The organism is Shewanella sp. SM55, assembly GCF_025654025.1.
Classification (GTDB): domain Bacteria; phylum Pseudomonadota; class Gammaproteobacteria; order Enterobacterales; family Shewanellaceae; genus Shewanella; species Shewanella oncorhynchi.
Genome location: NZ_JAKKRS010000021.1, coordinates 51,575 through 76,984, shown reverse-complemented (window position 1 = coordinate 76,984; position 25,410 = coordinate 51,575). Strand labels below are relative to the sequence as shown.

Sequence of the window (25,410 nt, the reverse complement as noted above, 5' to 3'; positions counted from 1 at the left end):
TAACCCTGTTTAGCAGCCTGTTTTCTCCTTGAGAGAAACGAGTCATAGGAATTTAAGATGTCTATCGAGATAAAAAATACTGGCGTGAAAAAAGTGGTTTTAGCCTATTCAGGTGGTCTAGATACCTCGGCCATTATTCCTTGGTTAAAAGAAAACTACGATAACTGCGAAATCATCGCATTCTGCGCCGACGTCGGCCAAGGCGAAGAAGAGCTGGTTGGCTTGACTGAAAAAGCTTTAGCTTCAGGTGCTTCTGAATGTCATATCGTCGATCTAAAAGAAGAATTCGTTAAAGACTATATCTACCCAACGATTGCGAGCGGTGCGATTTACGAAGGCACTTATTTACTCGGTACGTCAATGGCGCGTCCTATCATTGCTAAAGCGCAGGTTGAAGTGGCTCGTAAAGTGGGCGCCGATGCTCTGTGTCACGGTTGTACCGGCAAAGGTAACGACCAAGTGCGTTTCGAAGGTTGCTTCGCCGCATTAGCACCTGATTTAAAAGTGATTGCCCCATGGCGTGAATGGACTATGCAGAGCCGTGAAGATCTACTGGCCTATTTAGCTGAACGTGACATCAAGACGTCAGCGTCAGCGACTAAAATCTATAGCCGTGATGCCAACGCTTTCCATATATCCCATGAAGGTGGTGAGTTAGAAGATCCATGGAACGAGCCAAGCAAAGGCGTATGGACACTGACTGCCGATCCTGAAGATGCACCGAACAAGCCTGAATATGTGTCGCTAGAAGTAGAGCATGGCCGTATCACTAAAGTGAATGGTGAAGCCCTAACGCCTTATGCTGCGCTGATGACATTAAACGCCATTGCTGCGCCACACGGTGTGGGTCGTATCGACATTACTGAAAACCGTTTAGTCGGCATGAAGTCTCGTGGCTGTTATGAAACACCCGGCGGCACTGTGATGTTCGCAGCACTACGTGCAATTGAAGAGCTTGTTCTCGACAAGACTAGCCGTAACTGGCGTGAGCAAGTTGCCGCACAAATGGCGCATTTAGTGTATGACGGCCGTTGGTTCACGCCACTGTGTAAGTCATTGCTGGCAGCATCTGAGTCACTGGCTGAATCAGTTAACGGTGAAGTTGTGGTTAAACTCTACAAAGGCCAAGCGAGCGCAGTGAAGAAACGTTCACCTAACAGCTTGTACTCTGAAGCGTTTGCGACTTTCGGTGAAGATCAAGTGTACGATCAAAAACATGCAGAAGGCTTTATCCGCCTGTACTCATTAGCGAGCCGCATCCGCGCACTCAACGCTAATGACGTTAAGGGTAAGTAATAGGTCGTGTAAAAGGGCGCCTAGCGCCCTTTTTTGTTTTTAGGTTTTGATTGAGTTTTTGATTCAGATGAGTCGATTTTAAATAAGTAGTGAGTAAGGGGAGTTAGCATGGCTTTATGGGGTGGAAGATTTCAGGGCGAAACGAGCGCGCTATTCAAATTATTCAACGATTCGTTGCCTGTGGATTATCGCTTGTTCGAACAGGATGTGGTCGGCTCCATTGCTTGGGCGGATGCGATTGCCAGCGTGGGAATTATCTCGGCAACTGAATGCCGAGACTTGAAAAAAGCACTCAATGACTTGCTGGTGGAAGTGCAGGGCGATCCAGCGATTATTCTCGCCTCGGGCGCCGAAGATATTCACAGTTTCGTCGAGTCGGCTTTGATTGCCAAAGTGGGCGATCTCGGTAAGAAACTGCACACTGGCCGTAGCCGTAACGATCAAGTTGCCACCGATTTAAAGCTTTGGTGTCAATCCGAAGGCAAAGCATTACTCGCGCGCCTTCACAGCTTACATGCTGAATTACTGGCGTTGGCAGAACGTGAGTTTGATGCGGTAATGCCGGGTTACACTCACTTGCAGCGCGCTCAACCTGTGACATTTGGCCACTGGTGTTTAGCCTATGTAGAAATGACTGAGCGGGATATCAGCCGTTTAGCCGATGCGTTAACCCGCGCGAATACTTGCCCATTAGGTTCAGGCGCCCTTGCGGGCACTGCTTATAAAATAGATAGACATGCACTGGCTGCTGCGCTTAATTTTGCCTCGCCAACGCTGAATAGCTTAGATAGCGTATCAGACAGAGATCACGTGGTAGAGCTTTGTTCAACCGCATCGATCAGCATGATGCACTTAAGCCGTATGGCTGAAGATTTGATTTTCTTTAACTCAGGTGAAGCGAACTTTATTTCCCTGAGTGATGAAGTGACCTCGGGTTCATCCCTGATGCCACAGAAGAAAAATCCAGACGCATTAGAGCTTATCCGTGGCAAAACTGGTCGGGTTTATGGCAGCTTAGTGGGCATTCTCACTACGATGAAAGCACTGCCTTTGGCGTACAACAAAGATATGCAGGAAGATAAAGAAGGCCTGTTTGATGTGGTCGATAGCTGGGCAATTTGCCTCGATATGGCGGCGTTAGTGTTGTCAGGTTTGAAGGTCAATCGCCCTAATGCACTGTTAGCCGCACAGCAAGGTTATGCAAATTCTACTGAGCTTGCGGATTATCTCGTGTCTAAAGGTATGCCTTTCCGTGAGGCGCACCATGTTGTGGGTGAAGTCGTGGTTGCCGCGATAGCGAAGCAAATTCCGCTCGAGGATTTCTCCTTGGCCGAATTAAAAACTTTTGCCGCTATCATTGAAGATGATGTCTATCCAAACCTGACTATTGAAGCTTGTTTAGCGAAACGCGACGTGCTCGGTGGTACTGCATTGCCACAAATTCAGCAGGCGATTGCGGCCAAGAAAGTTCGTTAAGCGAGTTATTCAAATCCACAATTCAAGCCAATAAAAAACGCGACATTAGGTCGCGTTTTTATTGGGCCACAATTAGTGGTAATGACTTTTTAGCATTTGTTTATTGGAATAAATCATCGGTTGGTGCATCGATGAATAAATTGTTTTCATCCTGAGTTTCGCTGATGTATTCCTTCGGCTCCGTACCTGAAATAAAGTACTCGAACGCACTGGTATAGTCGGTTTTTCGGGTAAGTTTACCCGTCGCTAAATCGATGCGTACCGAAACTATGCCTTCTGGCGGAATCGAGGTTGTCTCTGGTGTGCCTTGTAAGACACTGTTCATAAACTCGTTCCAGCCCGGACCTGCTGTTTTCGCTCCCGCTTCGGCGCCAGTTATCTGATCTTTTTCGCCGTTTGCATTCCATGCGGTTCTGCCCAGTTGGCGACCGTGATCGTCGAAACCGACCCAGAAAGTGCTAGTGATGACTGGGCTAAAACCACTGAACCAAGTGTCGCGCGATTCGTTGGTTGTACCCGTTTTACCTGCAATATCATGGCGCTTAATCAATTTTGCCGCGCGCCAAGCCGTACCTTGCCAACCCGTGCCTTTACTCCAATCGCCCCCACCCCAGATCACGCTCTTCAGTGCTTCGGTAATGAGGAATGCCGTTTGCTCTGAAATAATTTGCGGAGCGTAGCGACCGGTTTGATTGAAACACTGCGCAACAGGTGCACTACGCTCAGCACCAGAGTCTCCACTTACGCTGAACGCTATAGAGTCGCTCGGTGTAACTGGTTGGCTAGGCTTACAGGCCAATGTAGGGTTCGCTTTTTCGATAACATTGCCGTAAGCATCTTCTACGCGATCAATATAGAAAGGTTCGAGTAAGAAACCGCCGTTAGCAAATACGTTAAATGCAGTAACTACTTGCAATGGCGTGACTGAAGACGAACCTAATGCAATCGATTCGTTGCGAGGTAAGTCGTTAGGATCAAAACCAAATTCAACGAGTTGAGCAATGGTTTCGTCGAGTCCGACATGACGCATTGCACGCACAGACATAACGTTAATAGATTGCGCTAAACCCACACGTAAACGAGTGGGGCCGCCATAGATATCGGGTGAGTTTTTAGGGCGCCATGCTGTGCCTTGGCTGATATCGGGTTTATTAATTGGCGCATTGTCTATGAGGGTCGCTAAGGTAAAGCCTTTCTCTAATGCTGCGGCATAGATGAAAGGTTTTATATTCGAACCTAATTGACGCTTCGCTTGAGTCACTCGGTTGTATTGGCTTTGGCTAAAGCTATAACCACCAACTAAAGTGCGAATAGCACCATTTTTGGGGTCGAGTGATACTGTTGCGCTGGCGACTTCTGGTACTTGCGATAGTTGCAAATATTGGCCGTTATCACGGATCCAAATACGCTCGCCGACCTTGAGTATGTCAGAAGCTGATTTCGGTACACTACCTTGACGCTTATCAGTAATAAACTTACGTGCCCACTTCAATCCATCCCAAGTAATGACTTTAGTTTCGCCTTTGGCGGTCATTATGCTGGCTTGCTGATCTGCAATGCTGATGACTGCGGCGGGTTGCAATTCTTGTACTGAAGCAATCTTGGCTAGTTCAGTTTTGATTTGAGCAGGTTCAGGTTTTTCGTCCGTCCACAACACGGCAGCAGGACCACGGTAGCCATGGCGTTCATCATAGGCATAGACGTTATTACGCAGTGCCTGTTGAGCTTTAAGTTGTAGATCCGATGAGATAGTCGTATAGACGTTGTAGCCATTGGTATAGGCCTCTTCTTCACCGTACTTCTGTACCATGTAATCCCGAGCCATTTCAGAAATGTAAGGGGCATACAGATCAATTTCAGCGCCATGATATCTGGCCACCAATGGCTCTTGTAGTGCCGTTTGGTATTCGGTTTGGCTGATGTAGCCGACTTCATTCATCCGCATGAGGACGACATTACGGCGAGCCAATGCACGCGAAGGTGACGTGATTGGATTGAGTGTAGAGGGCGCCTTGGGTAGGCCTGCAATAACGGCCAGTTCAGATAAGCTGAGTTCCTGCACGTTTTTACCGAAATACACTTGCGCAGCAGCCCCAACACCGTAGGCCCGTTGGCCTAAGTAAATGCGGTTTACGTAGAGCTCTAAAATTTCATCTTTGGTGAGCAACTCTTCAATATGATAGGAGATAAAAATCTCCTTCACTTTACGAATAATAGTCTTATCTCGGGTTAAGAAGAAGTTACGTGCGACCTGCATGGTAATCGTACTCGCACCTTGCTTTTTCTCGCCAGTGGTCAACATCACTAATGCGGCGCGAAGCACGCCAACAGGATCTATACCACCATGTTCATAAAAGCGGGCATCTTCGGTTGCGATAAACGCCTGTAGCAGAGGTTTTGGCACTTCGTCTAACGTTAGTGGAATGCGACGTTTCTCACCGAATTGAGAAATAAGTTTGCCGTCACTACTGTAAATACGTAAAGGTGTTTGAAGTTGCACATTTTTTAGTGTTGAAACATCCGGTAAATCCGGCAAAACATAAAAGTATGCTGCCACAATGGCGCCTACGCCCAAAAGGGCTAGACTGAATAGTGCTATAACAATACGTTTTAACCACTTCACCAAAATTTATCCTAATGTTCTGTTAAGTGCGACAGTATATAAGGCGCACACGTCTTGGTGAAGTAAAAACGTGAGACTCATAAAATAGCATTTGTAAAATGATGAAACATTCGATACAAGTAAGTATAACAAGTTGATTTTGTGCTAATCTCTTTTACTGAAATATAAATAAAAAAGTGACAATGGATATGCTTTCAAATTTATGGAAGCGTCAGGCTCCGCAGATGGTGGGAATCGATATCGGTTCCCATGAAGTTAAGGCCATTTTGTTGAGTAAGACTGCTGACGGATACAAAATATTGAGTCATGCCGCGGTACCCATTAAGAAGGGGGCCGTTAACGATCATGATATTCGTGATGCTGATGCCGTTGTTGAATGCCTTAAGCAAATAAAACGTAGCCTGCCTAAATCCGTTAAATATGCCGCTGTTTCTGTTTCGGGTTCTGCTGTGATGACGAAAGTGATCTACATGGATGCCTCCCTTAGTGAGGAAGAAATGGAGGCACAGATAGAAATTGAAGCCGATAACCTTATTCCGTATTCACTCGATGAAGTTAGCATAGATTTTGAAACGCTAAACGTAAACAGTACCGATCCTACTAAAGTTGATGTGCTGTTGAGCGCATGCCGCACTGATAATATTGATGTCAGAGTCGATGCGCTGGATAGCGTTGAACTTGAGGCTAAAGTGGTGGATGTTGAAGGTTACGCTCTAGGTCGAGCTGCCGAGCTAATTATGGCCCAGCTTCCAGAAGGAGCGAAACATAAAGCCGTCGCTATGGTTGATATCGGCGCGAATATGACGACTTTCTCTGTGGTTGAATCGGGTGAGACGACTTTTATTCGTGAGCAAGCTTTCGGTGGTGAGCAATTTACTCAGTCAATATTATCCTTCTATGGCATGTCTTATGATCAAGCTGAGAAAGCAAAGATTGAAGGCGACTTACCACGAAATTATATGTTTGAAGTTTTGTCACCTTTTCAAACTCAGCTATTACAACAAATAAAACGTACGCTGCAGATTTATTGCACTTCCAGCGGTAAAGATAAAGTCGATTATCTCGTATTATGCGGTGGGACATCTAAATTAGAAGGTATGGCTAATTTACTGACGAATGAATTGGGTGTTCACACTATTATCGCCGATCCTTTTCAAGGGTGTTTGCATGCCGATGAGTCGGTTAAAAGTGCGCTGCAACCTACAATCAGCAAATATATGGTTGCTTGTGGCTTAGCATTGAGGAGTTACGGTCAATGGCGAACATAAACCTACTCCCTTGGCGAGAAGAGGCGAGAGAAAAACAAAAGCGCGACTATATTGGTATTTTAGCGGCAGTATTTTTAGCGTCGGCGATTTTAGTCTATGTCGCAGTATCTTTATTAGATGTTATGACCGATGAGCAAAAAGCACGTAACGCTTATTTGCAATCGGAAATCAGTCTGCTTGAAACACAAATTTCTGAGATCAAGAAAATTACTGAACGTAAGAAAGATATTGAGCGGCGTACAGAAATTATTCTTAATCTACAGCAATCCCGTAATTTGCCTACTCACGTGTTAGATGAGCTTGTTCGAATTGTACCTCCAGGAATATATCTGTCTAGTCTAGAGAAAAAGGGCAGTTTGTTGCTGATTGAAGGGCGTAGTGAATCGAACAATAACGTCGCCAACATGATGCGAAAAGTGAAAACATCCGAATGGTTAACCGATCCTAATATGCAATCGATCGTGACCCAAAATGAAGAGTTACGGCAATTACAGCGTTTTAGTTTGAGAGTCACTATTAAAGGCGCGAGTGTAGATGAGCCTGAGAAAATGACAAAAGGAGCGAGTAAATGAAACTCGATCTAAGTCAATTTAATGATATCGACTTTGAAAATATTGGTGGTTGGCCAAATCAAGTTAAAACCTTTTTCGCGATCCTTTTAGCACTCTGTGTTTTTGCTGCGGGATATTTCTTGGTCGTCTCCGATTCGGTAGATATTTATACCGCAGAGCAAGATAAAGAAGTGCAGCTCAGAGATGATTTCAAGAATAAGTATCAACTTGCGGCAAATTTAAAACTCTACCGAGAGCAGCTAGCGACGATGGAAGTACAGTTTGCAGAGTTACTGAAGATGCTGCCCTCTGAAAATGAAATGCCAGGTTTGCTAGACGATTTAACTTTTGTGGCAACGGATGCAGGACTCAAAATTAATAGCTTGAATTGGGAGGCCGAAATTCAGCGGGATTTCTATATTGAGTTTCCAATTAAAATGTCTGTGACGGGAGATTACCATCAGCTAGGTAGTATGGTGAGTGGTGTCGCTAAGCTGCCGCGTATCGTTAGCCTCCATGATTTCACCATTAAGCGAGATGAAGCCGGCAACTTAGCAATGGATATCTTAGCCAAGACATACCGCTTTAAAGAAGGGGCTGAATTACCGCCTGAAAAACCTGCTAATAAGGGGAAGAAATAATGAAATTCTTACCTTTGTTAGCCTTGAGTCTTTTTTTAATGGGTTGTGTTGGCGAACGTAGTGATTTAGAGCTATTTGTTACTACAACCAAAGCGCAACACGTTGCTCATATCCCGCCCTTGAAAGAGCCGCCAAGATTTGAGCACTTTGCCTATCAAGCCGAGTTAATGCGTAGCCCTTTTGTACCACCTTCGCGTGAGTTAACGGAAGAAGTTGTTGATACCAGCAAAGATTGTTTACAACCGGACTTAAAGCGTCGAAAAGGACGATTAGAAACTTATCCTTTAGATAATTTAAAAATGCGTGGCACCTTAAGTGAAGCCGATACAACTTGGGCGTTAGTTGAAACAAATGACGGCAGTGTTTATCGGATGGGCGTTGGTGAGTATTTAGGTCTGTTTAATGGACGCATTTCTAAAGTTACTTCACAAAATGTCGAAGTAGTAGAATTAATTCCAGATGGTTCAGGTTGTTGGTCCGAAAGGACGAGCAATCTAGAACTTTCTGGAGAATAACGAGCGAAGGATGAGGGAATAATGAAATCTTCTGCCGCGATAAAAGTCCCGTTAATTTCTTCAGGCTTAATCAAGTCTGTTATTGGGATCGCATTGGTATTTGGAATTTTGCCATCGAGTTATGCTGCAAACCGATTAATGGATGTTAAGTACCATGCCTTGGTTGACCATCAGTTAGAGCTAGAGTTGGTATTTGAAGAAGCGGTAACACCGCCAGTTATTGACTCTAATGCCTCGCCTGCAGAGCTCGTATTAACCTTTGATAATAGTATTTCTGGTTTATCTAAGGATCGCTTACCCATTAATCAAGTCGGTGTAACTGACATGATGACTGAGCAACAAGATACTCGTCTTAAAGTCACCTTAGGTATGTCCAAAGTAAAACCTTACCAAGGTTCAGTCATGGGCAACTCATATCGACTCACTATTAATGATGAGGTTGCGGGCGCTCAGACTCAGGCAGAAAATCCCTTCGTTAACAGCATTAAAAATATCGATTTTCGTCGTAATGAAAATGGTGGCGGTGAGTTATTGGTCTATTTGAATAACCGCTCGGTTGCCGTTAACGTTGAGCAAGTGGGTGCTAAACTCGAAGTTAAGTTATATAACACTGATATTAATAGTGATCTGCTTTATGTTATGGATGTGAAAGATTTTTCAACACCAGTAAAAAGCTTCGAGACATTTAAAGAAGATCTAACAACGCGCATTTTAGTTGATATTGCTGGGGAATATGAGTTCAGTTACAAGCAAGAGGATAATCTCTTTAGACTCTCGATGAATAAAGTTGAGAGAGTTGCCGCCAAGAAAGATGTTAAAAAATACAATGGCCGTACTTTGTCGCTTAACTTTCAAAATATCCCTGTACGTACTGTTTTGCAGATCATTGCTGACTATAACAATTTTAACTTAGTCACGAGTGATACTGTTGAAGGCAACATCACCTTGAGATTGGATGATGTGCCCTGGGACCAAGCATTAGATTTGATTCTACAAACCAAAGGCCTAGATAAACGTATCGAAGGCAACATCTTAATGGTGGCACCGAGCGAAGAGTTGGCTATTCGTGAAAGCCAAAATCTCAAAAATAGGCAAGAAGTTAAAGAGTTAGCACCTTTGTATTCTGAGTACTTGCAAATTAACTATGCCAAAGCGATCGACATTGCTGAGCTGCTTAAAAGCGCAGATTCTAGCTTACTATCGCCACGCGGCTCAGTCGCGGTCGATGAACGTACCAACACTGTACTTGTGAAAGATACGGCAGAAACGATTGAGAACATCCATCGTTTAGTCGAAGTACTCGATATCCCTATTCGTCAAGTGCTGATCGAGTCACGTATGGTAACAGTCAAAGATGATGTCTCTGAAGACTTAGGCATACGTTGGGGCGTAACGGATCAGCAGGGCAGTAAGGGAACTTCTGGTACATTAGAAGGTGCTCAGAGTATTGCCAACGGCATCATTCCAACTCCTGACCAACGTTTGAACGTTAATTTGCCTGCGGCAGTGACCAATCCAACAAGTATCGCATTCCACGTTGCTAAGTTGGCAGATGGTACTATTCTTGATTTGGAATTGAGTGCGTTAGAGCAAGAAAATAAAGGTGAAATTATCGCCAGCCCTCGTATTACTACCTCTAACCAAAAGGCGGCTTATATTGAGCAGGGTGTGGAGATACCTTATGTGCAGTCGACTTCAAGCGGTGCAACCTCGGTCACTTTTAAGAAAGCCGTGTTGTCCTTGCGAGTTACACCACAAATTACACCTGATAACCGCGTTATTTTAGATTTGGAAATCACCCAAGACTCTCAGGGCAAGACGGTTGACACACCAACGGGTCCCGCTGTCGCCATCGATACTCAACGTATTGGCACTCAAGTGCTAGTTGATAACGGTGAAACCATAGTCCTTGGTGGTATTTATCAGCAAAACTTGATCAGCCGTGTGAGTAAAGTCCCTATTCTCGGTGACATTCCCTTAGTCGGTTTCCTGTTTAGGAACACAACAGACAAAAATGAGCGTCAAGAGCTACTTATTTTCGTAACCCCCAAAATAGTCGGTGAGAAGATCTAAGCACTTGCTATGTATCGACTAAAGCCAGCAGTGATTGCTGGCTTTATTATTACTGGAATACAATTCTTTGCATAAATAGCGCACATGGCTTGCCATAGTAGACCCTAAGCTGAGATAATCCTCGGTCAAGTCTCATAAGAGCAAGGTAACATATAGGTCGGCTTGATGTTGAGTCGATATAGGCATACTTTTCAATAAGATTCAGACGTACAAGAAATGGCTGAAAAACGTAATATTTTTCTGGTAGGCCCTATGGGCGCAGGTAAAAGCACAATTGGTCGCCATCTGGCGCAAATGCTGCATTTAGAATTCCACGATTCGGATCAAGAGATTGAACAACGCACAGGCGCTGATATTGCTTGGGTGTTTGACGTCGAAGGTGAAGAAGGCTTCCGTCGTCGTGAAGCTCAGGTTATTGCTGATTTGTCTGAGAAACAAGGTATCGTCCTTGCCACCGGTGGTGGTTCAGTACAAAGCAAAGATATCCGTAATCATCTGTCTGCTCGTGGCATTGTGGTTTACCTGGAAACCACTATCGACAAACAGGTCGCTCGTACTCAAAGAGACAAGCGACGCCCATTATTGCAAGTGGATGATCCTCGAGAAGTGTTGGAGAATCTTGCAGAGATCCGTAATCCATTGTACGAAGAAATTGCCGATGTGATTGTCAAAACCGATGATCAAAGCGCAAAGATCGTCGCAAATCAGATCATTGAGCAATTAGGTTTTTAGGCAGAATTTATGAAGCAAATTCAGGTTGATTTAGGTGTACGTAGTTATCCCATTTACATTGGCCAGAATTTGATGAGTGATGGCGAGACTTTGTCTCGCTACCTGCTTAAAAAACGTATTCTTATCGTCACCAATGAAACTGTCGCGCCTTTGTATCTTAAACAGATACAAGAGACGATGGCTTCGTTTGGTGAGGTAGAGAGTGTTATCCTTCCCGATGGCGAACAATTCAAAGACTTAGCACATCTAGATACTATTTTTACTGCACTGCTGCAGCAAAACTATGGTCGAGATTCTATGCTGGTGGCTTTGGGTGGCGGCGTGATTGGTGATATGACGGGCTTTGCCGCGGCATGTTATCAACGTGGGATCGATTTTATTCAAATTCCGACAACTTTATTGTCGCAGGTGGATTCTTCCGTCGGCGGTAAAACGGCTGTTAACCATCCTCTTGGTAAAAACATGATTGGGGCCTTTTATCAGCCACAAATCGTGCTTATCGATACTTTATGTTTACATACGCTTCCAGCGCGCGAGTTTGCGGCGGGAATGGCGGAAGTCATCAAGTATGGCATCATGTGGGATGCTGATTTTTTTCAATGGCTTGAAGATAATGTAACGGCGCTAAAAACTTTAGATGCCGAAGCATTAGTTTATGCTATCTCTCGTTGCTGTGAGATTAAAGCTGATGTGGTTAGCCAAGATGAAACTGAGCAGGGCGTGCGTGCTTTGTTGAATCTGGGTCATACCTTTGGTCACGCGATTGAAGCCGAAATGGGCTACGGTAATTGGCTGCATGGTGAAGCCGTGTCAGCTGGCACAGTCCTTGCTGCTAAAACAGCTAAGGCACTGGGGCTTATCGATGAGTCAATCGTTTGTCGTATCATACAGTTACTACAAGCTTTTGATCTTCCAGTGAGTGCGCCGGAATCTATGGATTTCGACAGTTTCATTCAACATATGCGACGCGATAAAAAAGTTTTAGGCGGTCAGATTCGACTGGTGCTCCCAACGGCAATAGGCCGCGCGGATGTGTTTAGTCAAGTCACAGAATCTACCCTTGAACAGGTTATTCGCTGCGCATAAAAACTGTGTGGTGGGCGAGTGACGTTTCAGGGTTCTGTCTTGCTTCCTTCTCAGGAAGCCCTCATACAAAGAATGCATCATGTTGCCAGTTATAGCGATCAGCTGCTGGTGCTTTCTGGTGTCAGCGGTTCAGGAAAAACGACCTTAGTTACCGGATTAGCGACCGATTTTGACGAGTCAAATGCGGCATTTGTGATTTGTCCTATGCATGCCGATAACGCTGAGATACGCCGCAAAATTCTAGTCCAGCTAATTTCATCCCCTATTTTTGACGACGACATTCCCCTCGCCGATACTCTGTTGCGGCTTGCGAGCACGCAAACTAAACCCTTACATATCATTATCGATGATGCGCATTTATTGCCTAAGGCATTATGGGCTGAGTGCATTATTCTCAATCAGATCCAGTGTGCGGGTAAGAATATTGCCGTCACGCTCACGGTTCCACCGGCATTCTTAGCGGACCTATTGCCACAATTACCCGAGCAATTGCGGCGGCAAATATTACCTATCAGTATTGAGCCGTTAACCATGCCAGAGCGTGAAGCTTTGTATCAAACATTGCTGAGATACAGCGATCAAAACCCTTTTACGCCAAGGGAAATCGTACGCAGTCAGCTTGAGAAGCAAACGGGTACGCCGCAAGAAGTGGTCAATCTGTTAGATAAAGCCTTGCATAGCCCGCAAGAGAAAACATCTTCTTGGGTGAAATATAAAGCTGTGGTGGTGACAGCTGTGAGCATGTTGTTAGCGCTAGGTATTTGGCTTGGTGTTACTCAACCATTTTCTGAAGAGCAAGCCATAGAGACTGCGACTTTTCCTGCGATAGATTCCCCCGCTTTCTTGTCCTATGGGCAAAAAATCTTAGCACCCTATTTTGCTCTGCGCGCTGAACAATTAAAGTTTGCCACTGTAACCGTGAAAGTTAACGAACTAGATACATCCAAAGCCAAAACAGAACCGGCTGTCGATCCATTAAGTGAATTTCATGGTGAGGCACCACATCCAGAGCCTGATGATGGAGCCTTAGTGAGTGTTGGTGAAGTGAGTAGCAAGTCTTTTGGTGATGATGAGCCAACTGTGGATGCAGGGCCTCAAGCTAAAACGGTAGATGTTCAGTCTCCAGCGCCAGAGGCTGCAAAGGTTGATAAAACAGTTTTGGAACCGCAAAAGCCACTCAAAGGTTATACCGTACAAATAGCGAGTGTTGCTCAGTTAGATACCCTGCGTTCGACATTAAAGAGTCTTGAGAATGTCGAGGGTGTTCGAGTCGCAAAGTATAAACAGCGGTGGGTTGTTCTCGTTGGGCACTACAGCAGTAGCAAATTGGCTTCGAATGCGGCGGCTCAATTGGTTAAGGAGTATCGTTTTGAGCAACCTTGGGTCAGAAAATGGGCCGATTTGAAAGATTATCAAGTAGAAGAAAGTCTCTCAAATCGTGAAATTTCAGAATAAACAGAGTACAATCATGGCCTTTATTTTTGTCGGCATTCATCAAGTTAAATGATAAAAAAACACAGAGCCTTCCTTAAGTGGGCTGGCGGTAAATTTAAATTGGTGGATGATTTAGCCAGTTATTTACCCGCAGGAGACCGTTTGGTCGAGCCGTTTGTGGGTGCAGGATCCGTTTTCTTGAATACGGATTATCCTAGCTACCTGCTCTGTGACATTAATCAGGACTTGATCGAGTTATATCAGATAGTGAAGCATCAACCAGAAGCATACATTGCCGCCGCTAAAGCATTGTTTGTCGATGAGATGAATCAAAAGGAAGCTTACTATCAGGTGCGGACCGACTTTAATAAATGTCGCGACCCTTTCCAGCGTTCTGTGTATTTTCTTTATTTAAATCGCCATGGTTTTAATGGCTTATGCCGTTATAACCGTAAGGGTGGCTTCAATGTGCCCTTTGGCTCCTATAAAAAACCTTATTTCCCCGAAAAGGAAATCTGGGCCTTTTCTGAAAAAGCGCAACGTGCTGAGTTTAAATGCATTGGTTACGAAAAAGCCTTTGAGCAGACACGCAGTGGCGATGTTATCTATTGCGATCCACCTTACGCACCGTTATCTACTACATCCAGTTTCACGACATATGTTGGTGCAGGTTTTAGTTTAGACGATCAAGCACTGCTGGCTCGTCATTCGCGCCATACCGCGTTAGAGCGTGGTATTCCGGTATTGATTAGTAATCACGATATTCCATTAACTCGCGAGTTATATCGCGGTGCGCATTTAGCGAAAATTCAAGTGCAACGCAACATTAGTCAAAATGGCAGTGGTCGTAACAAAGTGGATGAGTTGATGGCGTTATATGATGAAAACTACGATCCAAAAGACGACTAGTTTCAACATAAATAACGTTTAGCTAAGCACTTGTCCTACGAGAAACATCAGACTTGCCACTAAGATGACAGCTAACACTATGCCCATCACTATGTAGGGCAATGGGGAACTGGTTTGAAAATCTTTTTTACGATTTTCGCTAGTTTGTACCCCGAAAAAAGCTGCAACGGTACTGTGGAATACTTGCCAAATTCGGCTAAGCATTAATAGGCGAGATGCGACGTAGTGGGCTTGAGATCATCCATAGGTTTATCTTGATGACCATGTAATAGTTCAAGTAGATCGACAAAGTGGAACTGACTCGAACGGTTTTTACCTGTAAGCCACGTTTTCCAGCTTAAGGTTTGTGCTTGATCGGCGCAGCGATTATTAGGGTGGCTACTGGGCAGTGCATTGTTGTAACGAGTGTCATTGCTACAAGCGCAAGATGCAGTTTCGGTATTTTCCGTAAGTTTTTCAACGCCCAAAGCTAGCGTGGCCACTACAACTGCAGTAAATGCCAACATCATAGATGACTTAAATGTCACCGACCTAACATAGTGTGAAAACTGACTAAACCGCTCCATCATAACGCTTCCTTTGGAATGAACCAGCACTGCGCCTCGAGTATAACAAACTCGCTTAGTTTATGAACAAAAAATTATCAATTCCAGCCAAAATGCTCGGAAATATTAGCTTATTTTACCGAATCTAAGCCCCAATTTACTGCGATAGCTGCAGAGTGTGCTGCTTTACTGACATCGGCATAGCGGATCAATTGCCAGAAATGTGGCTTTAGCTATAGAGGCTTAGCTTGGCTCAGGGTAAAATAAGGCACTTTTTATCCAAATAGCAGCGAGTGTTTTATGCGTCCATTCTTGATTGCTCCATCAATTTTATCTGCCGATTTTGCCCGTTTGGGTGACGATGTAAAAGCTGTGTTAGATGCGGGAACCGACGTAGTACATTTTGATGTGATGGATAATCACTATGTTCCTAACTTAACGATTGGCCCTATGGTGTGCCAAGCACTGCGTAACTATGGGATTACCGCTGATATTGATGTGCATTTGATGGTCAAGCCGGTTGACCGTATCGTGCCTGATTTTGCTAAAGCGGGCGCGTCTATTATTACTTTCCACCCTGAAGCCTCTGAGCATGTCGATCGTACTCTTCAGCTCATCAAAGAGTGCGGTTGTAAGGCGGGTCTCGTGTTTAATCCTGCGACACCACTGCATTATCTTGACCATGTGATGGATAAACTCGACGTGATCCTATTGATGTCAGTGAACCCTGGTTTTGGCGGGCAATCTTTTATCCCATCGACCTTAGATAAGCTGCGCCAAGTGCGTGCGCGTATTGATGCCAGTGGTTTTGATATTCGTTTAGAAGTCGATGGCGGCGTTAAGGTCGACAATATCGCAGAAATCGCGGCCGCCGGTGCGGACATGTTTGTTGCGGGCTCGGCTATTTTCGGCAAGCCCGATTATAAGGCCGTTGTTGATGAGATGCGTGCCGAACTTGCTAAAGTTGGGGCATAGCCATGTGGGATAAGATTAAAGCGATTGCGTTTGATCTAGATGGCACGCTGATTGACAGTGTGCCGGACCTAACCGTTGCTACGCAGGAAGCCTTGATTGAGTTAGGTTTGAAGAGCTGCTCTGAGGCGCAAGTTCGTACTTGGGTTGGTAACGGTGCAGAGATGTTGATGCGCCGTGCTATGAGTCATGCTTTGGGTACGGATGTTGAGCAAACAACCCTTGATGCGGCTATGCCGATTTTTATGCATCATTATCAAGAAAATCTTGAAAAGCACAGTGCGCTGTATAGCGACGTGCATCAAGTGCTGCAAACTTTGTTTGATGCAGGCTTTAAGTTAGCGGTTGTTACCAATAAACCCTATCGTTTTACCATGCCATTACTCAATGCCTTTGGGATTAACGACTTTTTCAGCTTAGTGTTAGGTGGCGATACCTTAGCTAAGATGAAGCCCGACCCTTTGCCGCTGCAGCACTTATTGCATGAGTGGCAATTGGAGAAAACTGAGTTATTGATGGTCGGCGATTCTAAAAACGACATTTTAGCCGCGAAAGCGGCTGGGATAGCGTCAATCGGCTTGACCTACGGCTACAACTACGGTGAAGATATTGGGCTCAGTGGCCCAGATGCCGTATGTGAGCAATTTAGTGAGATTTTGAACTGGGTAAAACCTACCAAGTAATGGGGGTTACCTGTTCTTTAGTCGATTTTTTAGTCTTTTTATATAGATAGTGGAGCAATGACGTAATGACCAAACCCATAGTACTCAGCGGTGCACAGCCGTCCGGCGAATTAACCATAGGTAACTACATGGGTGCATTGCGTCAATGGGTTGCGATGCAAGATAGCCACGACTGCCTGTATTGTGTCGTCGATTTGCATGCCATTACCGTGCGCCAAGATCCTAAAGCGTTGCGCGAAGCGTGTTTAGATACCTTAGCCCTGTATTTGGCCTGTGGCGTCGATCCTAAAAAGAGTACAGTGTTTATCCAGTCACAGGTGCCACAACATACGCAATTGGGTTGGGCATTAAACTGCTATACCCAAATGGGCGAGTTGAGCCGCATGACTCAGTTTAAAGATAAATCACAAAAGCACGCTAACAACATCAACGTGGGTTTATTTGGCTACCCAGTGTTGATGGCGGCGGATATTCTGATTTATCAAGCGAACGAAATCCCCGTTGGCCAAGATCAGAAACAACACCTTGAGTTAACGCGTGATATCGCTACTCGTTTTAACAATGCCTATGGTGATACTTTCACCATTCCTGAGCCGTTTATTCCTGAACTTGGCGCTAAAGTCATGTCGCTGCAGGAGCCGCTAAAGAAGATGTCTAAGTCAGACGACAACCGTAATAACGTTATCGGCCTGCTAGAAGATCCGAAATCAGTGCTGAAGAAGCTGAAAAAAGCCATGACAGACAGTGATGAGCCGCCAGTCGTGCGTTTTGATGTGGATAATAAACCGGGTGTTTCTAACTTGCTGAGTCTCATGTCGGGTGTGACAGGGCAAAGCATTGCGAGCCTAGAAGCCGAGTTTGAAGGCAAGATGTATGGCCATTTGAAAGGTGCAGCAGGTGAAGCGGTTGTGAGCATGTTAGAGCCACTGCAAGAGCGTTACCGCGCGATTCGTGCCGACCGTGCTTACTTAGACCAAGTGATGAAAGCTGGTGCACAGAGTGCGCAGGCGCGTGCCGAAGTGACCCTGAAGAAAGTGTATGAGAAGATTGGTTTGTTAGTGTAATCAATCGATCGATAAATTAAGCCGACGTTCGCGTCGGCTTTTTTGTGCCTGTAATTCATCCTAAGCCTGTGATTTTAGCCAAGATGAGAAAGCGGCAATCGCAGGTTCTGATAAACGGCGCTGCTTACAAAAGAAGGTAAATTCAAATCCGGTATGCACATCGGGAAGATTCAAGGCGACTAAACGCCCCGTGGTGATATCGCCAGCCACCATAAAGTCCGGCGCTAGGGCTAAGCCTTGGCCGGCAATCGCTGCTTCAATCGCCATCACAATATGACTAAACACATGCTGTTGTTCGTTATCGAGTGGTATTTGGTGCGCCGATGACCACTTATGCCAGTCGAGCCCTAATGGTCCTTCATCAACCACCAGCAGAGCTTGTTGCTGGAAATTACTCAGGCTTATGTCGCGCCATTTAAGGTAAAAACTGGGGCTGCATACAGGAATTAAACGCTCTTTGTGCAGTAACTGTTGCCAATAGCCACGTTGATTTAACTTACCGGCGATGAAGATATCCGCGGTGCTGGTGCTTAGATCAGGATCTTGGGTGATCATCTCGAGGCGGATTTTCACGCTCGGATATTGGCGGCGAAAATCGGCGAGTCTTGGGATCAACCATTTTACTGAGAATGAGCTGTAAACGGCTAGGCAGAGCTGTTGATTTGGCGTATCGCGCACTTTCAAGTTGAGGTCGCTTAACTCGTTGAATATCCGTTCTAACTCTAGAAATAGTCCGTGCCCCTTAGGCGTTAACTGCAGTTTACGCCCCTGACGGTCGAACAGTTGCTCGCCAAAATACTCTTCTAATACTCGCACTTGGTGCGACACTGCACTTTGGGTGATGCACAGTTCATCGGCGGCCTTAGAAAAATGCTGCTGTCTGGCGGCAGCTTCAAACACTTGTAGAGCGCGTAATGGAGGGAGCTTTCTCATGATTTTCAATATCTAAAGGCTTTAGTATGAATTTAATTCATCTAGCATGAGAAAGCATCATTTCAGCTTAAGTTTTGCGAGGATTATCATGCCGCCATTGAGGTTTATGGATGTTAAAAAATGCAACGCCCAGTAGTTATTGGTTTGATTTTATTGATAGTAGGTAATCTATTCAGTGCCTTCTATGATGTGTCGATCAAGTGGTTACCGGACGATGCGAGTGCCTCGACTTTCCTCCTTGTCAGGCAAATCTCTTCAGTATTTATGTTGTTGCCAGTGTGGCTGTATTCGCAGCGTCCGATGACGACACATATCTCAGTTCACCTTTGGCGTGCCAACATAGGCTCAGTTGGCGCGCTTTTTTTAATTATTGGCTTAATGGCATTGCCGCTTGCGACAGTTAGCTCATTGTTTTATTCCGCACCGCTAATGATTATTTTGATGGGGTATTTCTTCCTGAGCGAGAGGATCACCGCTGCTCAGACAATCTGTACTGGCTTAGGTTTTGTCGGCATCTTGATTATCCTGCGACCGAGCGAAATGAATTGGTACGGCATTGCTGTGCTGTTTTCTGCTTTTACCTTTGCAGTGAATCAGTTAGCACTTAAAAAAGTGCCCCATGCTGAGCATCCCGTGCTAACGCTAATGCTATATAACTTGCTGGGTATTCCGGCAACGTTAGTGATTGCAGCGTTTCAGGGGATTGAGGGTTTGAGTTGGGAGCTGGTGGGCGTGGCCTTGCTGAGCAACGCATTTTTATTGGTTTATCACTGGTTTTGTGTGCTGGCTTACCGCAAGGCCCAGGCGAGTGATATCGCGATTGCGGAATACACAGGCTTGTTGTTTATTGTCTTTTTAGGCTGGTTGTTGTTCGATGAATGGTTGGATAACTTAAGTTGGCTCGGTGCCGCCTTAATCGTATTGCCTTCGTTGTTTTTACCTTGGCTAGGATCGCTCCTATCAAAATCGGCACCTAAGATAGCAGATACACTCACGGGAAAATAACAGCGAGGGTTAAAGCCTAAGTGGGCGAGTTAGCTCACCACTTAGGCTCAAGTTTTAAATAGGTAAACTGCAAAATTACTTAGCATACTCAAATACTTTCACCACTTTACGCACGCCAGCAGTATTACGGGCGATATCAACAGCTAAGTCTGCTTGTGAGCGATGAATAACCCCCAGCAGGAAGACTTCACCATTTTCAGTGATGACTTTAATGCGAGTCACATCCAAATCTTTTTCGTTCAGCATGCGGCCCTTCACTTTGGTCGTAACCCAAGTGTCATTGCTGCGGGTGGTGAAAGAGGTTGGATTGCCAATGCGGATTTGATTATGTATTTTGCCGCCGAGCTTAAGATCTTGTACGACCTTGATGGCTTTATCCCTTAACGTAGAGTTAGGGGCTTGGCCTATCATAAGTACATTGCCATTGACGGATACACCTGTGATATTCGTTTGTTTTTTAAGATCTTCTTGCTCTAGCAGTGCGCTGGTGATCTTAAAATCAGTATTGGTATCATCAAGCTGAGTCTTAACAGTACGTTCGTCGTTGGCCATCATAGCGCCACTGACTGCGCCCACCATAACGGCACCGGCGCAGCCCTGAAGCAGCAAGCAAACCATTAACAGCGGGGCAGCGTGTCTCATTGCTGCTCGTCCTGTGGGAAGAGGGTGCGGTCAATATTGTCACACAGGCAATGGATCACCAGTAAGTGCACTTCTTGGATACGTGCAGTGACATTTGAAGGCACGCGGATTTCCACATCGTTCACGCTCAGTAGGCCAGCCATAGCGCCGCCATCTTTACCTGTTAGCGCTACGATAGTCATGTCGCGGCTTAATGCGGCTTCAATGGCTTTAATCACGTTACCTGAGTTACCACTGGTCGAGATTGCTAGCAGAATGTCGCCCGGTTGACCTAAGGCAAAAATCTGTTTTGAGAAAATCTCATCATAGCTATAGTCGTTGGCGATAGCTGTGATGGTTGAAGTATCGGTAGACAGAGCGATGGCTGGTAAGGGGGGACGCTCAATCTCGTAGCGGTTTAGCAGTTCTGCTGAGAAATGTTGCGCATCACCAGCACTGCCGCCGTTACCGCAAGCAAGGATTTTATTGCCACCCAAAAGACAGTGCACCATCATCTCGGCCGCTTTGGCGATGGATTCTGGCAGTGCTTCGGCTGCATCGATTTTTGTCTGGATAGATTCAGTAAAGCTGTCTTTAATGCGTTCTAACATGGATAAATCCTTTCAGGATAAAGTGTTGCTATCATGCCATATTTCCACAAGCGTGTTGAGGCACAGACGTTAAAATAATTTGTGTAGTCACTCTTTTACTATTGGCGCTTAAAAGGCATCGACCAGCCAATGAATTTGATCGGCTTCCATGGCGATGACATCGAAACGACAGGGCACATCGAGTCTATTGAGTTGTAAATAGTGGCTAGCCGCTTTGCGAATTCGCGAGATCTGCGCGCTGCTTAGGGCCTGTAATGCGCCGCCATATTGATTTGCCGAACGATACTTCACTTCGACAAATACCCAATGGTTTTTATGGCGCATGATTAAATCAATTTCCCCAAACGGATAGCGGACATTACGTTCGACAAAAGTTAAGCCTTGTTGTTCAAGGTAACGTTGGGCGTGCGATTCTGCCTGCTGTCCGAGTGTCATAGCTGGCGGAAGCTACCTCTTTCATAACGTCCCCAGCTTAATTGGCGGTTGACTATGCCATCTGGACTGACAGATAAAGCACCACTGCGACCATTGAATTGATAACCCGTGAATGAGCGCATTTGCGCCAAACGGCCGATCAAATCCATTGCATCATAACCCATAACAAACAAACGTTTCTGACTGTTATTCCAGCCCGAAAATAGTGTGTTGACCATCAGATTTTCTTCGCCGTTTTGCATTAGCCAAGGTGCGTCGCTTAGGGTCAGGTTATTTAAATCCTGCGCCGTTTGTGTGCTTTCATTTTCAACTCGGCTGCGGCTTGAGGTATATAAAGGCACAGGTTGTGTGAAAACGCTAAAGTTGACGTCGATAAAGGCCTTGAGCAGGGTTAGATCCTGTGGCGTTGAAATCATATAAATGGCATCAATATCTTGGCGTGAACGGAAGTCGGCTTGTACTGAATTGCCTAACAGCTCTTTAATACGGGCGATCCGCTCTTGGCTATCGCGCACGCCAAGGGCATCTTGTACTGTGGTGCGCATTTTATCACCGCCATCGAAGTAGTGAACTTCGACAGGGTTATCGCTCTTCTTTTTCCATGCTTGAATAAAGCTTTCGGCCATGCGTTTGCCAAGGGTATCGTTACTGGCCAGCAGTAACGGCATAGTTACGCCATCTTGATATAAATGCTCCGCCGCATCGGCCGCCTCTTGTGCGGGAGATAATGCAAAGTAGAACTTATTTGGATCGGGGGTGAACTTATCTACTTGATTTAAAAATAGTTGCGGCACAGGCGTAGCAGGTGCTGTATTGGCTGTTTTGTCTGGGTTAGCAGTATTAGTCACCGCATTAGTGGTGGCTGTGTTTGCCGCATTGATCACTTGCAGTTGTTCAATTTCAGTAGGCAATAATGGGCCAATAATAAATTCGGCTCCCGCAGTTAGCGCCTGTTGGTAAGCGCTGGCAGCATCGTTTGCCGTGTCATAAAAGTTGACTGCGACTTGGTCATTTTGCTTGGCCATGTAACTGGCTAATATGCCTTGGCGAATTGCATTGGCAGCGTTAGCTCTTGAGCCTGTCAGCGGCAACAGCACAGCAATGTTTTTTGGCGTAAATGGCTTAGCGTTTAAGGCTCTGTCAAGATCGGCGGGCAGCTTAGCCGCTGCAGGATGATAAGGATTTTGTTTCTGCCATTCGCCTAAGTAGCGTACTAACTGTGTCGGATCGACAGCATAATGCTTCGCGATATAAGCCAGTTGTAACCAACCCGTAAACACAGGAGTCTTAGCATCTTGGGTAAAGGCTTTTAAGGTTTGTTCGTGCATTGGCTGCAGAACTTGCCAAATCGCGTTATTCACCTCGTTGGCTTGGGCGGGGGGCAAGTAAGTCGTCAGCAAACTCAGTTCACGCACTTGTTCAATAGGCTGTTTATTCAATTGATATAAATGCGCCTTGAATTGGTGATAAGCCGTCATCTGCCAGCTTGGCAAACTCCAATTGCTTGGATAATTCAGAACTTTAAGTGCATCACTATAGGTGGACGTGTGTTCAAGCACGCGCGCGGTCAAGTATTTATGTTCGGCCAGAAATGTTGGGCTCTGATTCAAGCTTGGCTGTATCGATTTTAGTAGCTTCTGCGCCGCTGCGTAGTCGTTGGCATTGATGTAGGCATGGGCTGCGAGCAGCAGATTAGTATCGCGCTGCTTCGGATCTTTGCTATTGGCGGCTTGTGCCAAATACACATTGGCCGACAAAGGTGCGGATGCTAAAGAGGTAGCCACTGTGGGTGCAGTTCCGGTCGAGGTGGGCGTTGAAGTGCCACAACCCGCCAAGATTACCGATAAAATGGCCACGGAAACGAACTTAGTTGTATTCAGGCTTTTTAACACTGGGCTTCACTCTGGTAAGATGCAGCCTCTAGTTTAACCTTCTCTCGCGCTTGACGAAAGTCTTGGCACTGTCATTACAGAGGTATATATGGACCAAAGCGTCGCACTCTACATAGTTCCTACTCCCATAGGTAATTTGGGCGATATGAGCTCACGGGCAATAGAGGTGCTGAATCAGGTTTCATTGATCGCCTGTGAAGATACTCGCCACAGCGGTAAGTTATTGAGTCACTTTGGTATTACCACAAAAACTACGGCGCTGCATGACCATAACGAGCGTGCTCGTGCCCAGTGGATTGTCGATCAGCTTGCAGCTGGGCTGTCGATTGCATTAATTTCAGATGCGGGTACCCCGTTGATTTCCGATCCGGGTTATCACTTGGTCTCCCATGTGCGCCAATCTGGGTTTAATGTGATCCCCTTGCCCGGCCCTTGCGCGGCAATTACCGCCCTGAGCGCCTCGGGTTTGCCATCGGACCGTTTTTCTTTCGAAGGTTTTCTGCCCTCTAAAGAAAAAGCCCGCGCTGATAAGTTATTGGCACTGAAAGAAGATCCACGCACGCTGATATTTTATGAATCACCCCATCGCATCGAGCACAGTCTAACGACTATGGTTGAAGTACTTGGTGGCGAACGCCATGTCGTCATGGCGCGTGAAGTAACCAAAACCTTCGAAACTTTTTTATCTGGTCCTGTCTCAGAGGTGCTTGCCACCGTAAGTACTGACCCGAATCAGCAGAAGGGTGAAATCGTGCTTATGGTGCATGGCTACCATTTGAGTGATGACGAAGCAATTCCCACCGTCGCCATTAATACGCTCAAACTCTTATGTGAGGAATTGCCATTGAAGAAAGCTGCAGCAATTGCCGCGCAAATTCATGGACTTAAAAAGAACGCTCTGTACAAATACGGCCTAGAGTCTGATTTATAAGCGCTAAAACGGTTACGAGCGGATTATCTGTGGTGCATCAGGGTGGCTTAGGCTATAATCCGCGCCGAGTTGGCCAGACAGTCGCCGCGTTCGCAAGAACGGGGAGGAAAGTCCGGGCTCCAAAGAGCGGGGTGCCAGGTAACGCCTGGGCGGTGCGAACCGACGACAAGTGCAACAGAGAGTAGACCGCCTGCCTGATTTATCAGGTCGGTAAGGGTGAAAGGGTGCGGTAAGAGCGCACCGTGCGGCTAGCAATAGTTCGTAGCAAGGTAAACTCCACCCGGAGCAAGACCAAATAGGGTTCCGTATGGCGTGGCTCGCGTTGGAACCGGGTAGGTCGCTTGAGCCTGTGAGCGATTGCAGGCCTAGATGAATGACTGTCCAAGACAGGACCCGGCTTATCGGCCAACTCACCTCATTCAACAAAAAGCCCGTTTGTCGTAATGACAAACGGGCTTTTTGTTTTTTAACTTATACGGTAATGATAAGTTTTATTTGATTAGCTTATTGAAAAATAAGAGTTATCTATTTCTTTCGTACATTCAGTCTATCGCTTATTTAGCTTTCAGTTTAGCCGCCATTACAGCTATTTTTAGTCCTTCTTCGTCGCAGGTAAAAATTACTCAATGCAGGTAACATCTACCGTTAACTGAGAGAGTTAATAGAAATAAAGTAGTTATAACCTTTTGTTTTTATGCGTTTATATTGTTTGGTATAGCCATTGCATTGGTTTGTACGCAAAGTGCAGCATCTTGTTGCATTGCACAGTGTTCACCAAGGAGGCTTTCTATGGCCAGTTCAAAAAGCGTAGCAGAACAAACTAACAGTAAAGATAGCGGTGCTTTAAATTCACCCACAACAGCGAAAGCAACTGAAGTGACGCACCATGCTGTTGATGTAGTAGCAGAGAAAGCCGCAGTTGCAGAAGACACTTTGCGTAAAACGGCGGCTAGCTCACAGGAAACTCTGGCGCTCAAGCAGGAGGAAATCAAATTACAACTGCAAAGTTCTTATAGCAAAACCCGTGAGTTGGCAGCGCAAAATCCATTGGCTACTGCTGGGATTGCCTTTGCCGCTGGCGTGGTATTAACGGCTTTATTGCGCCGTCGCTAAG

The 25,410-nt window shown here is 45.7% G+C and carries 25 protein-coding genes and 1 other RNA gene; 18 read left to right on the top strand and 8 right to left on the bottom strand.

Going from position 1 to position 25,410, the window contains the following annotated elements:
• The first annotated feature begins 57 nt into the window (after positions 1-57).
• Together L5L91_RS21475 and argH are read left to right on the top strand one after the other, a co-directional pair.
• Complete coding sequence (locus L5L91_RS21475; protein ID WP_168826067.1) at positions 58-1,296, top strand: argininosuccinate synthase; 1,239 nt, start codon at positions 58-60, stop codon at positions 1,294-1,296.
• A gap of 108 nt (positions 1,297-1,404) precedes the next feature.
• Entirely contained in the window at positions 1,405-2,772 is a 1,368-nt protein-coding gene (argH, locus tag L5L91_RS21470) for an argininosuccinate lyase (protein ID WP_263237692.1), read from the top strand.
• Between the two features lie 100 nt (positions 2,773-2,872).
• Here the strand turns inward: argH and L5L91_RS21465 are convergent, their stop codons facing one another.
• Positions 2,873-5,395: a penicillin-binding protein 1A gene (locus tag L5L91_RS21465; RefSeq protein WP_263237690.1), complete on the bottom strand. Its 2,523-nt coding sequence runs from the start codon at positions 5,393-5,395 to the stop codon at positions 2,873-2,875.
• A 188-nt stretch (positions 5,396-5,583) separates the two neighbouring features.
• Between L5L91_RS21465 and L5L91_RS21460 the strand changes: the two genes are divergently transcribed.
• The 9 genes from L5L91_RS21460 (at position 5,584) to L5L91_RS21420 (ending at position 14,604) form a co-directional block, all read left to right on the top strand.
• A complete protein-coding gene (locus tag L5L91_RS21460; protein ID WP_263140930.1) occupies positions 5,584-6,663 on the top strand; it encodes a pilus assembly protein PilM in 1,080 nt (359 codons plus the stop codon).
• The gene (locus L5L91_RS21455; protein WP_105250539.1) at positions 6,651-7,235 is read left to right on the top strand and encodes a PilN domain-containing protein; all 585 of its coding nucleotides are present in this window, start codon (positions 6,651-6,653) and stop codon (positions 7,233-7,235) included. The genes L5L91_RS21460 and L5L91_RS21455 overlap by 13 nt, the downstream gene beginning before the upstream one ends.
• Positions 7,232-7,855 carry a type 4a pilus biogenesis protein PilO gene (locus L5L91_RS21450; protein WP_173496129.1) on the top strand — a complete coding sequence of 208 codons (624 nt, stop codon included), beginning with the start codon at positions 7,232-7,234 and terminating at the stop codon, positions 7,853-7,855. The genes L5L91_RS21455 and L5L91_RS21450 overlap by 4 nt, the downstream gene beginning before the upstream one ends.
• Entirely contained in the window at positions 7,855-8,370 is a 516-nt protein-coding gene (locus L5L91_RS21445; RefSeq protein ID WP_263237688.1) for a pilus assembly protein PilP, read from the top strand. Before L5L91_RS21450 ends, L5L91_RS21445 begins: the two co-directional genes overlap by 1 nt.
• Before the next feature lie 21 nt (positions 8,371-8,391).
• Positions 8,392-10,443 (top strand): type IV pilus secretin PilQ, encoded by a 2,052-nt coding sequence (locus tag L5L91_RS21440; RefSeq protein ID WP_113941458.1) that lies wholly within the window; start codon positions 8,392-8,394, stop codon positions 10,441-10,443.
• A 216-nt stretch (positions 10,444-10,659) separates the two neighbouring features.
• Entirely contained in the window at positions 10,660-11,175 is a 516-nt protein-coding gene (aroK, locus tag L5L91_RS21435; RefSeq protein ID WP_006083542.1) for a shikimate kinase AroK, read from the top strand.
• 9 nt (positions 11,176-11,184) lie between these two features.
• Positions 11,185-12,261, top strand: coding sequence for a 3-dehydroquinate synthase (aroB, locus tag L5L91_RS21430; RefSeq protein ID WP_263163880.1), 1,077 nt, complete (start codon positions 11,185-11,187; stop codon positions 12,259-12,261).
• Positions 12,262-12,279: 18 nt separating this feature from the next.
• Positions 12,280-13,716 carry an AAA family ATPase gene (locus L5L91_RS21425; RefSeq protein WP_263237687.1) on the top strand — a complete coding sequence of 479 codons (1,437 nt, stop codon included), beginning with the start codon at positions 12,280-12,282 and terminating at the stop codon, positions 13,714-13,716.
• 48 nt (positions 13,717-13,764) lie between these two features.
• Positions 13,765-14,604, top strand: a complete 840-nt coding sequence (locus L5L91_RS21420) for a Dam family site-specific DNA-(adenine-N6)-methyltransferase (protein WP_131525404.1) — start codon at positions 13,765-13,767, stop codon at positions 14,602-14,604.
• 18 nt (positions 14,605-14,622) lie between these two features.
• On the opposite strand, the gene L5L91_RS21415 is transcribed toward L5L91_RS21420, so the two are convergent.
• Together L5L91_RS21415 and L5L91_RS21410 are read right to left on the bottom strand one after the other, a co-directional pair.
• Complete coding sequence (locus L5L91_RS21415; protein WP_105250532.1) at positions 14,623-14,808, bottom strand: DUF2970 domain-containing protein; 186 nt, start codon at positions 14,806-14,808, stop codon at positions 14,623-14,625.
• On the bottom strand, positions 14,808-15,173 hold the full coding sequence (locus L5L91_RS21410; RefSeq protein WP_173248104.1) for a hypothetical protein: 366 nt from the start codon (positions 15,171-15,173) through the stop codon (positions 14,808-14,810). Before L5L91_RS21410 ends, L5L91_RS21415 begins: the two co-directional genes overlap by 1 nt.
• Positions 15,174-15,449: 276 nt before the next feature.
• On the opposite strand from L5L91_RS21410, the gene rpe reads away from it, so the two are divergent.
• The 3 genes from rpe to trpS all read left to right on the top strand — a co-directional run bounded on the left by rpe (position 15,450) and on the right by trpS (position 17,868).
• Positions 15,450-16,124: a ribulose-phosphate 3-epimerase gene (gene rpe, locus L5L91_RS21405; protein ID WP_012090481.1), complete on the top strand. Its 675-nt coding sequence runs from the start codon at positions 15,450-15,452 to the stop codon at positions 16,122-16,124.
• 2 nt (positions 16,125-16,126) lie between these two features.
• A complete protein-coding gene (locus tag L5L91_RS21400; protein ID WP_263163883.1) occupies positions 16,127-16,804 on the top strand; it encodes a phosphoglycolate phosphatase in 678 nt (225 codons plus the stop codon).
• 65 nt (positions 16,805-16,869) lie between these two features.
• A complete protein-coding gene (trpS, locus tag L5L91_RS21395) occupies positions 16,870-17,868 on the top strand; it encodes a tryptophan--tRNA ligase (protein ID WP_131525401.1) in 999 nt (332 codons plus the stop codon).
• A gap of 60 nt (positions 17,869-17,928) precedes the next feature.
• Here the strand turns inward: trpS and L5L91_RS21390 are convergent, their stop codons facing one another.
• On the bottom strand, positions 17,929-18,801 hold the full coding sequence (locus L5L91_RS21390) for a LysR substrate-binding domain-containing protein (protein WP_173913161.1): 873 nt from the start codon (positions 18,799-18,801) through the stop codon (positions 17,929-17,931).
• A gap of 120 nt (positions 18,802-18,921) precedes the next feature.
• Between L5L91_RS21390 and L5L91_RS21385 the strand changes: the two genes are divergently transcribed.
• Positions 18,922-19,806, top strand: coding sequence for a DMT family transporter (locus L5L91_RS21385; RefSeq protein ID WP_131525400.1), 885 nt, complete (start codon positions 18,922-18,924; stop codon positions 19,804-19,806).
• Positions 19,807-19,881: 75 nt separating this feature from the next.
• On the opposite strand, the gene dolP is transcribed toward L5L91_RS21385, so the two are convergent.
• The 4 genes from dolP to L5L91_RS21365 form a co-directional block, all read right to left on the bottom strand.
• A complete protein-coding gene (dolP, locus tag L5L91_RS21380; RefSeq protein ID WP_105250526.1) occupies positions 19,882-20,448 on the bottom strand; it encodes a division/outer membrane stress-associated lipid-binding lipoprotein in 567 nt (188 codons plus the stop codon).
• The gene (locus L5L91_RS21375; RefSeq protein WP_105250525.1) at positions 20,445-21,038 is read right to left on the bottom strand and encodes a phosphoheptose isomerase; all 594 of its coding nucleotides are present in this window, start codon (positions 21,036-21,038) and stop codon (positions 20,445-20,447) included. Before L5L91_RS21375 ends, dolP begins: the two co-directional genes overlap by 4 nt.
• Positions 21,039-21,146: 108 nt before the next feature.
• Positions 21,147-21,473, bottom strand: coding sequence for a YraN family protein (locus tag L5L91_RS21370; RefSeq protein ID WP_105250524.1), 327 nt, complete (start codon positions 21,471-21,473; stop codon positions 21,147-21,149).
• Positions 21,470-23,365 carry a penicillin-binding protein activator gene (locus L5L91_RS21365; protein ID WP_263163884.1) on the bottom strand — a complete coding sequence of 632 codons (1,896 nt, stop codon included), beginning with the start codon at positions 23,363-23,365 and terminating at the stop codon, positions 21,470-21,472. The genes L5L91_RS21370 and L5L91_RS21365 overlap by 4 nt, the downstream gene beginning before the upstream one ends.
• A gap of 88 nt (positions 23,366-23,453) precedes the next feature.
• Here L5L91_RS21365 and rsmI point away from each other — a divergent pair, with 88 nt between their 5' ends.
• The 3 genes from rsmI (at position 23,454) to L5L91_RS21350 (ending at position 25,409) form a co-directional block, all read left to right on the top strand.
• Complete coding sequence (rsmI, locus tag L5L91_RS21360) at positions 23,454-24,296, top strand: 16S rRNA (cytidine(1402)-2'-O)-methyltransferase (RefSeq protein WP_105250522.1); 843 nt, start codon at positions 23,454-23,456, stop codon at positions 24,294-24,296.
• A gap of 65 nt (positions 24,297-24,361) precedes the next feature.
• Positions 24,362-24,713, top strand: an RNA gene (rnpB, locus tag L5L91_RS21355) — RNase P RNA component class A.
• A gap of 372 nt (positions 24,714-25,085) precedes the next feature.
• Entirely contained in the window at positions 25,086-25,409 is a 324-nt protein-coding gene (locus tag L5L91_RS21350) for a DUF883 C-terminal domain-containing protein (protein WP_105250521.1), read from the top strand.
• Position 25,410: the final 1 nt, after the last annotated feature.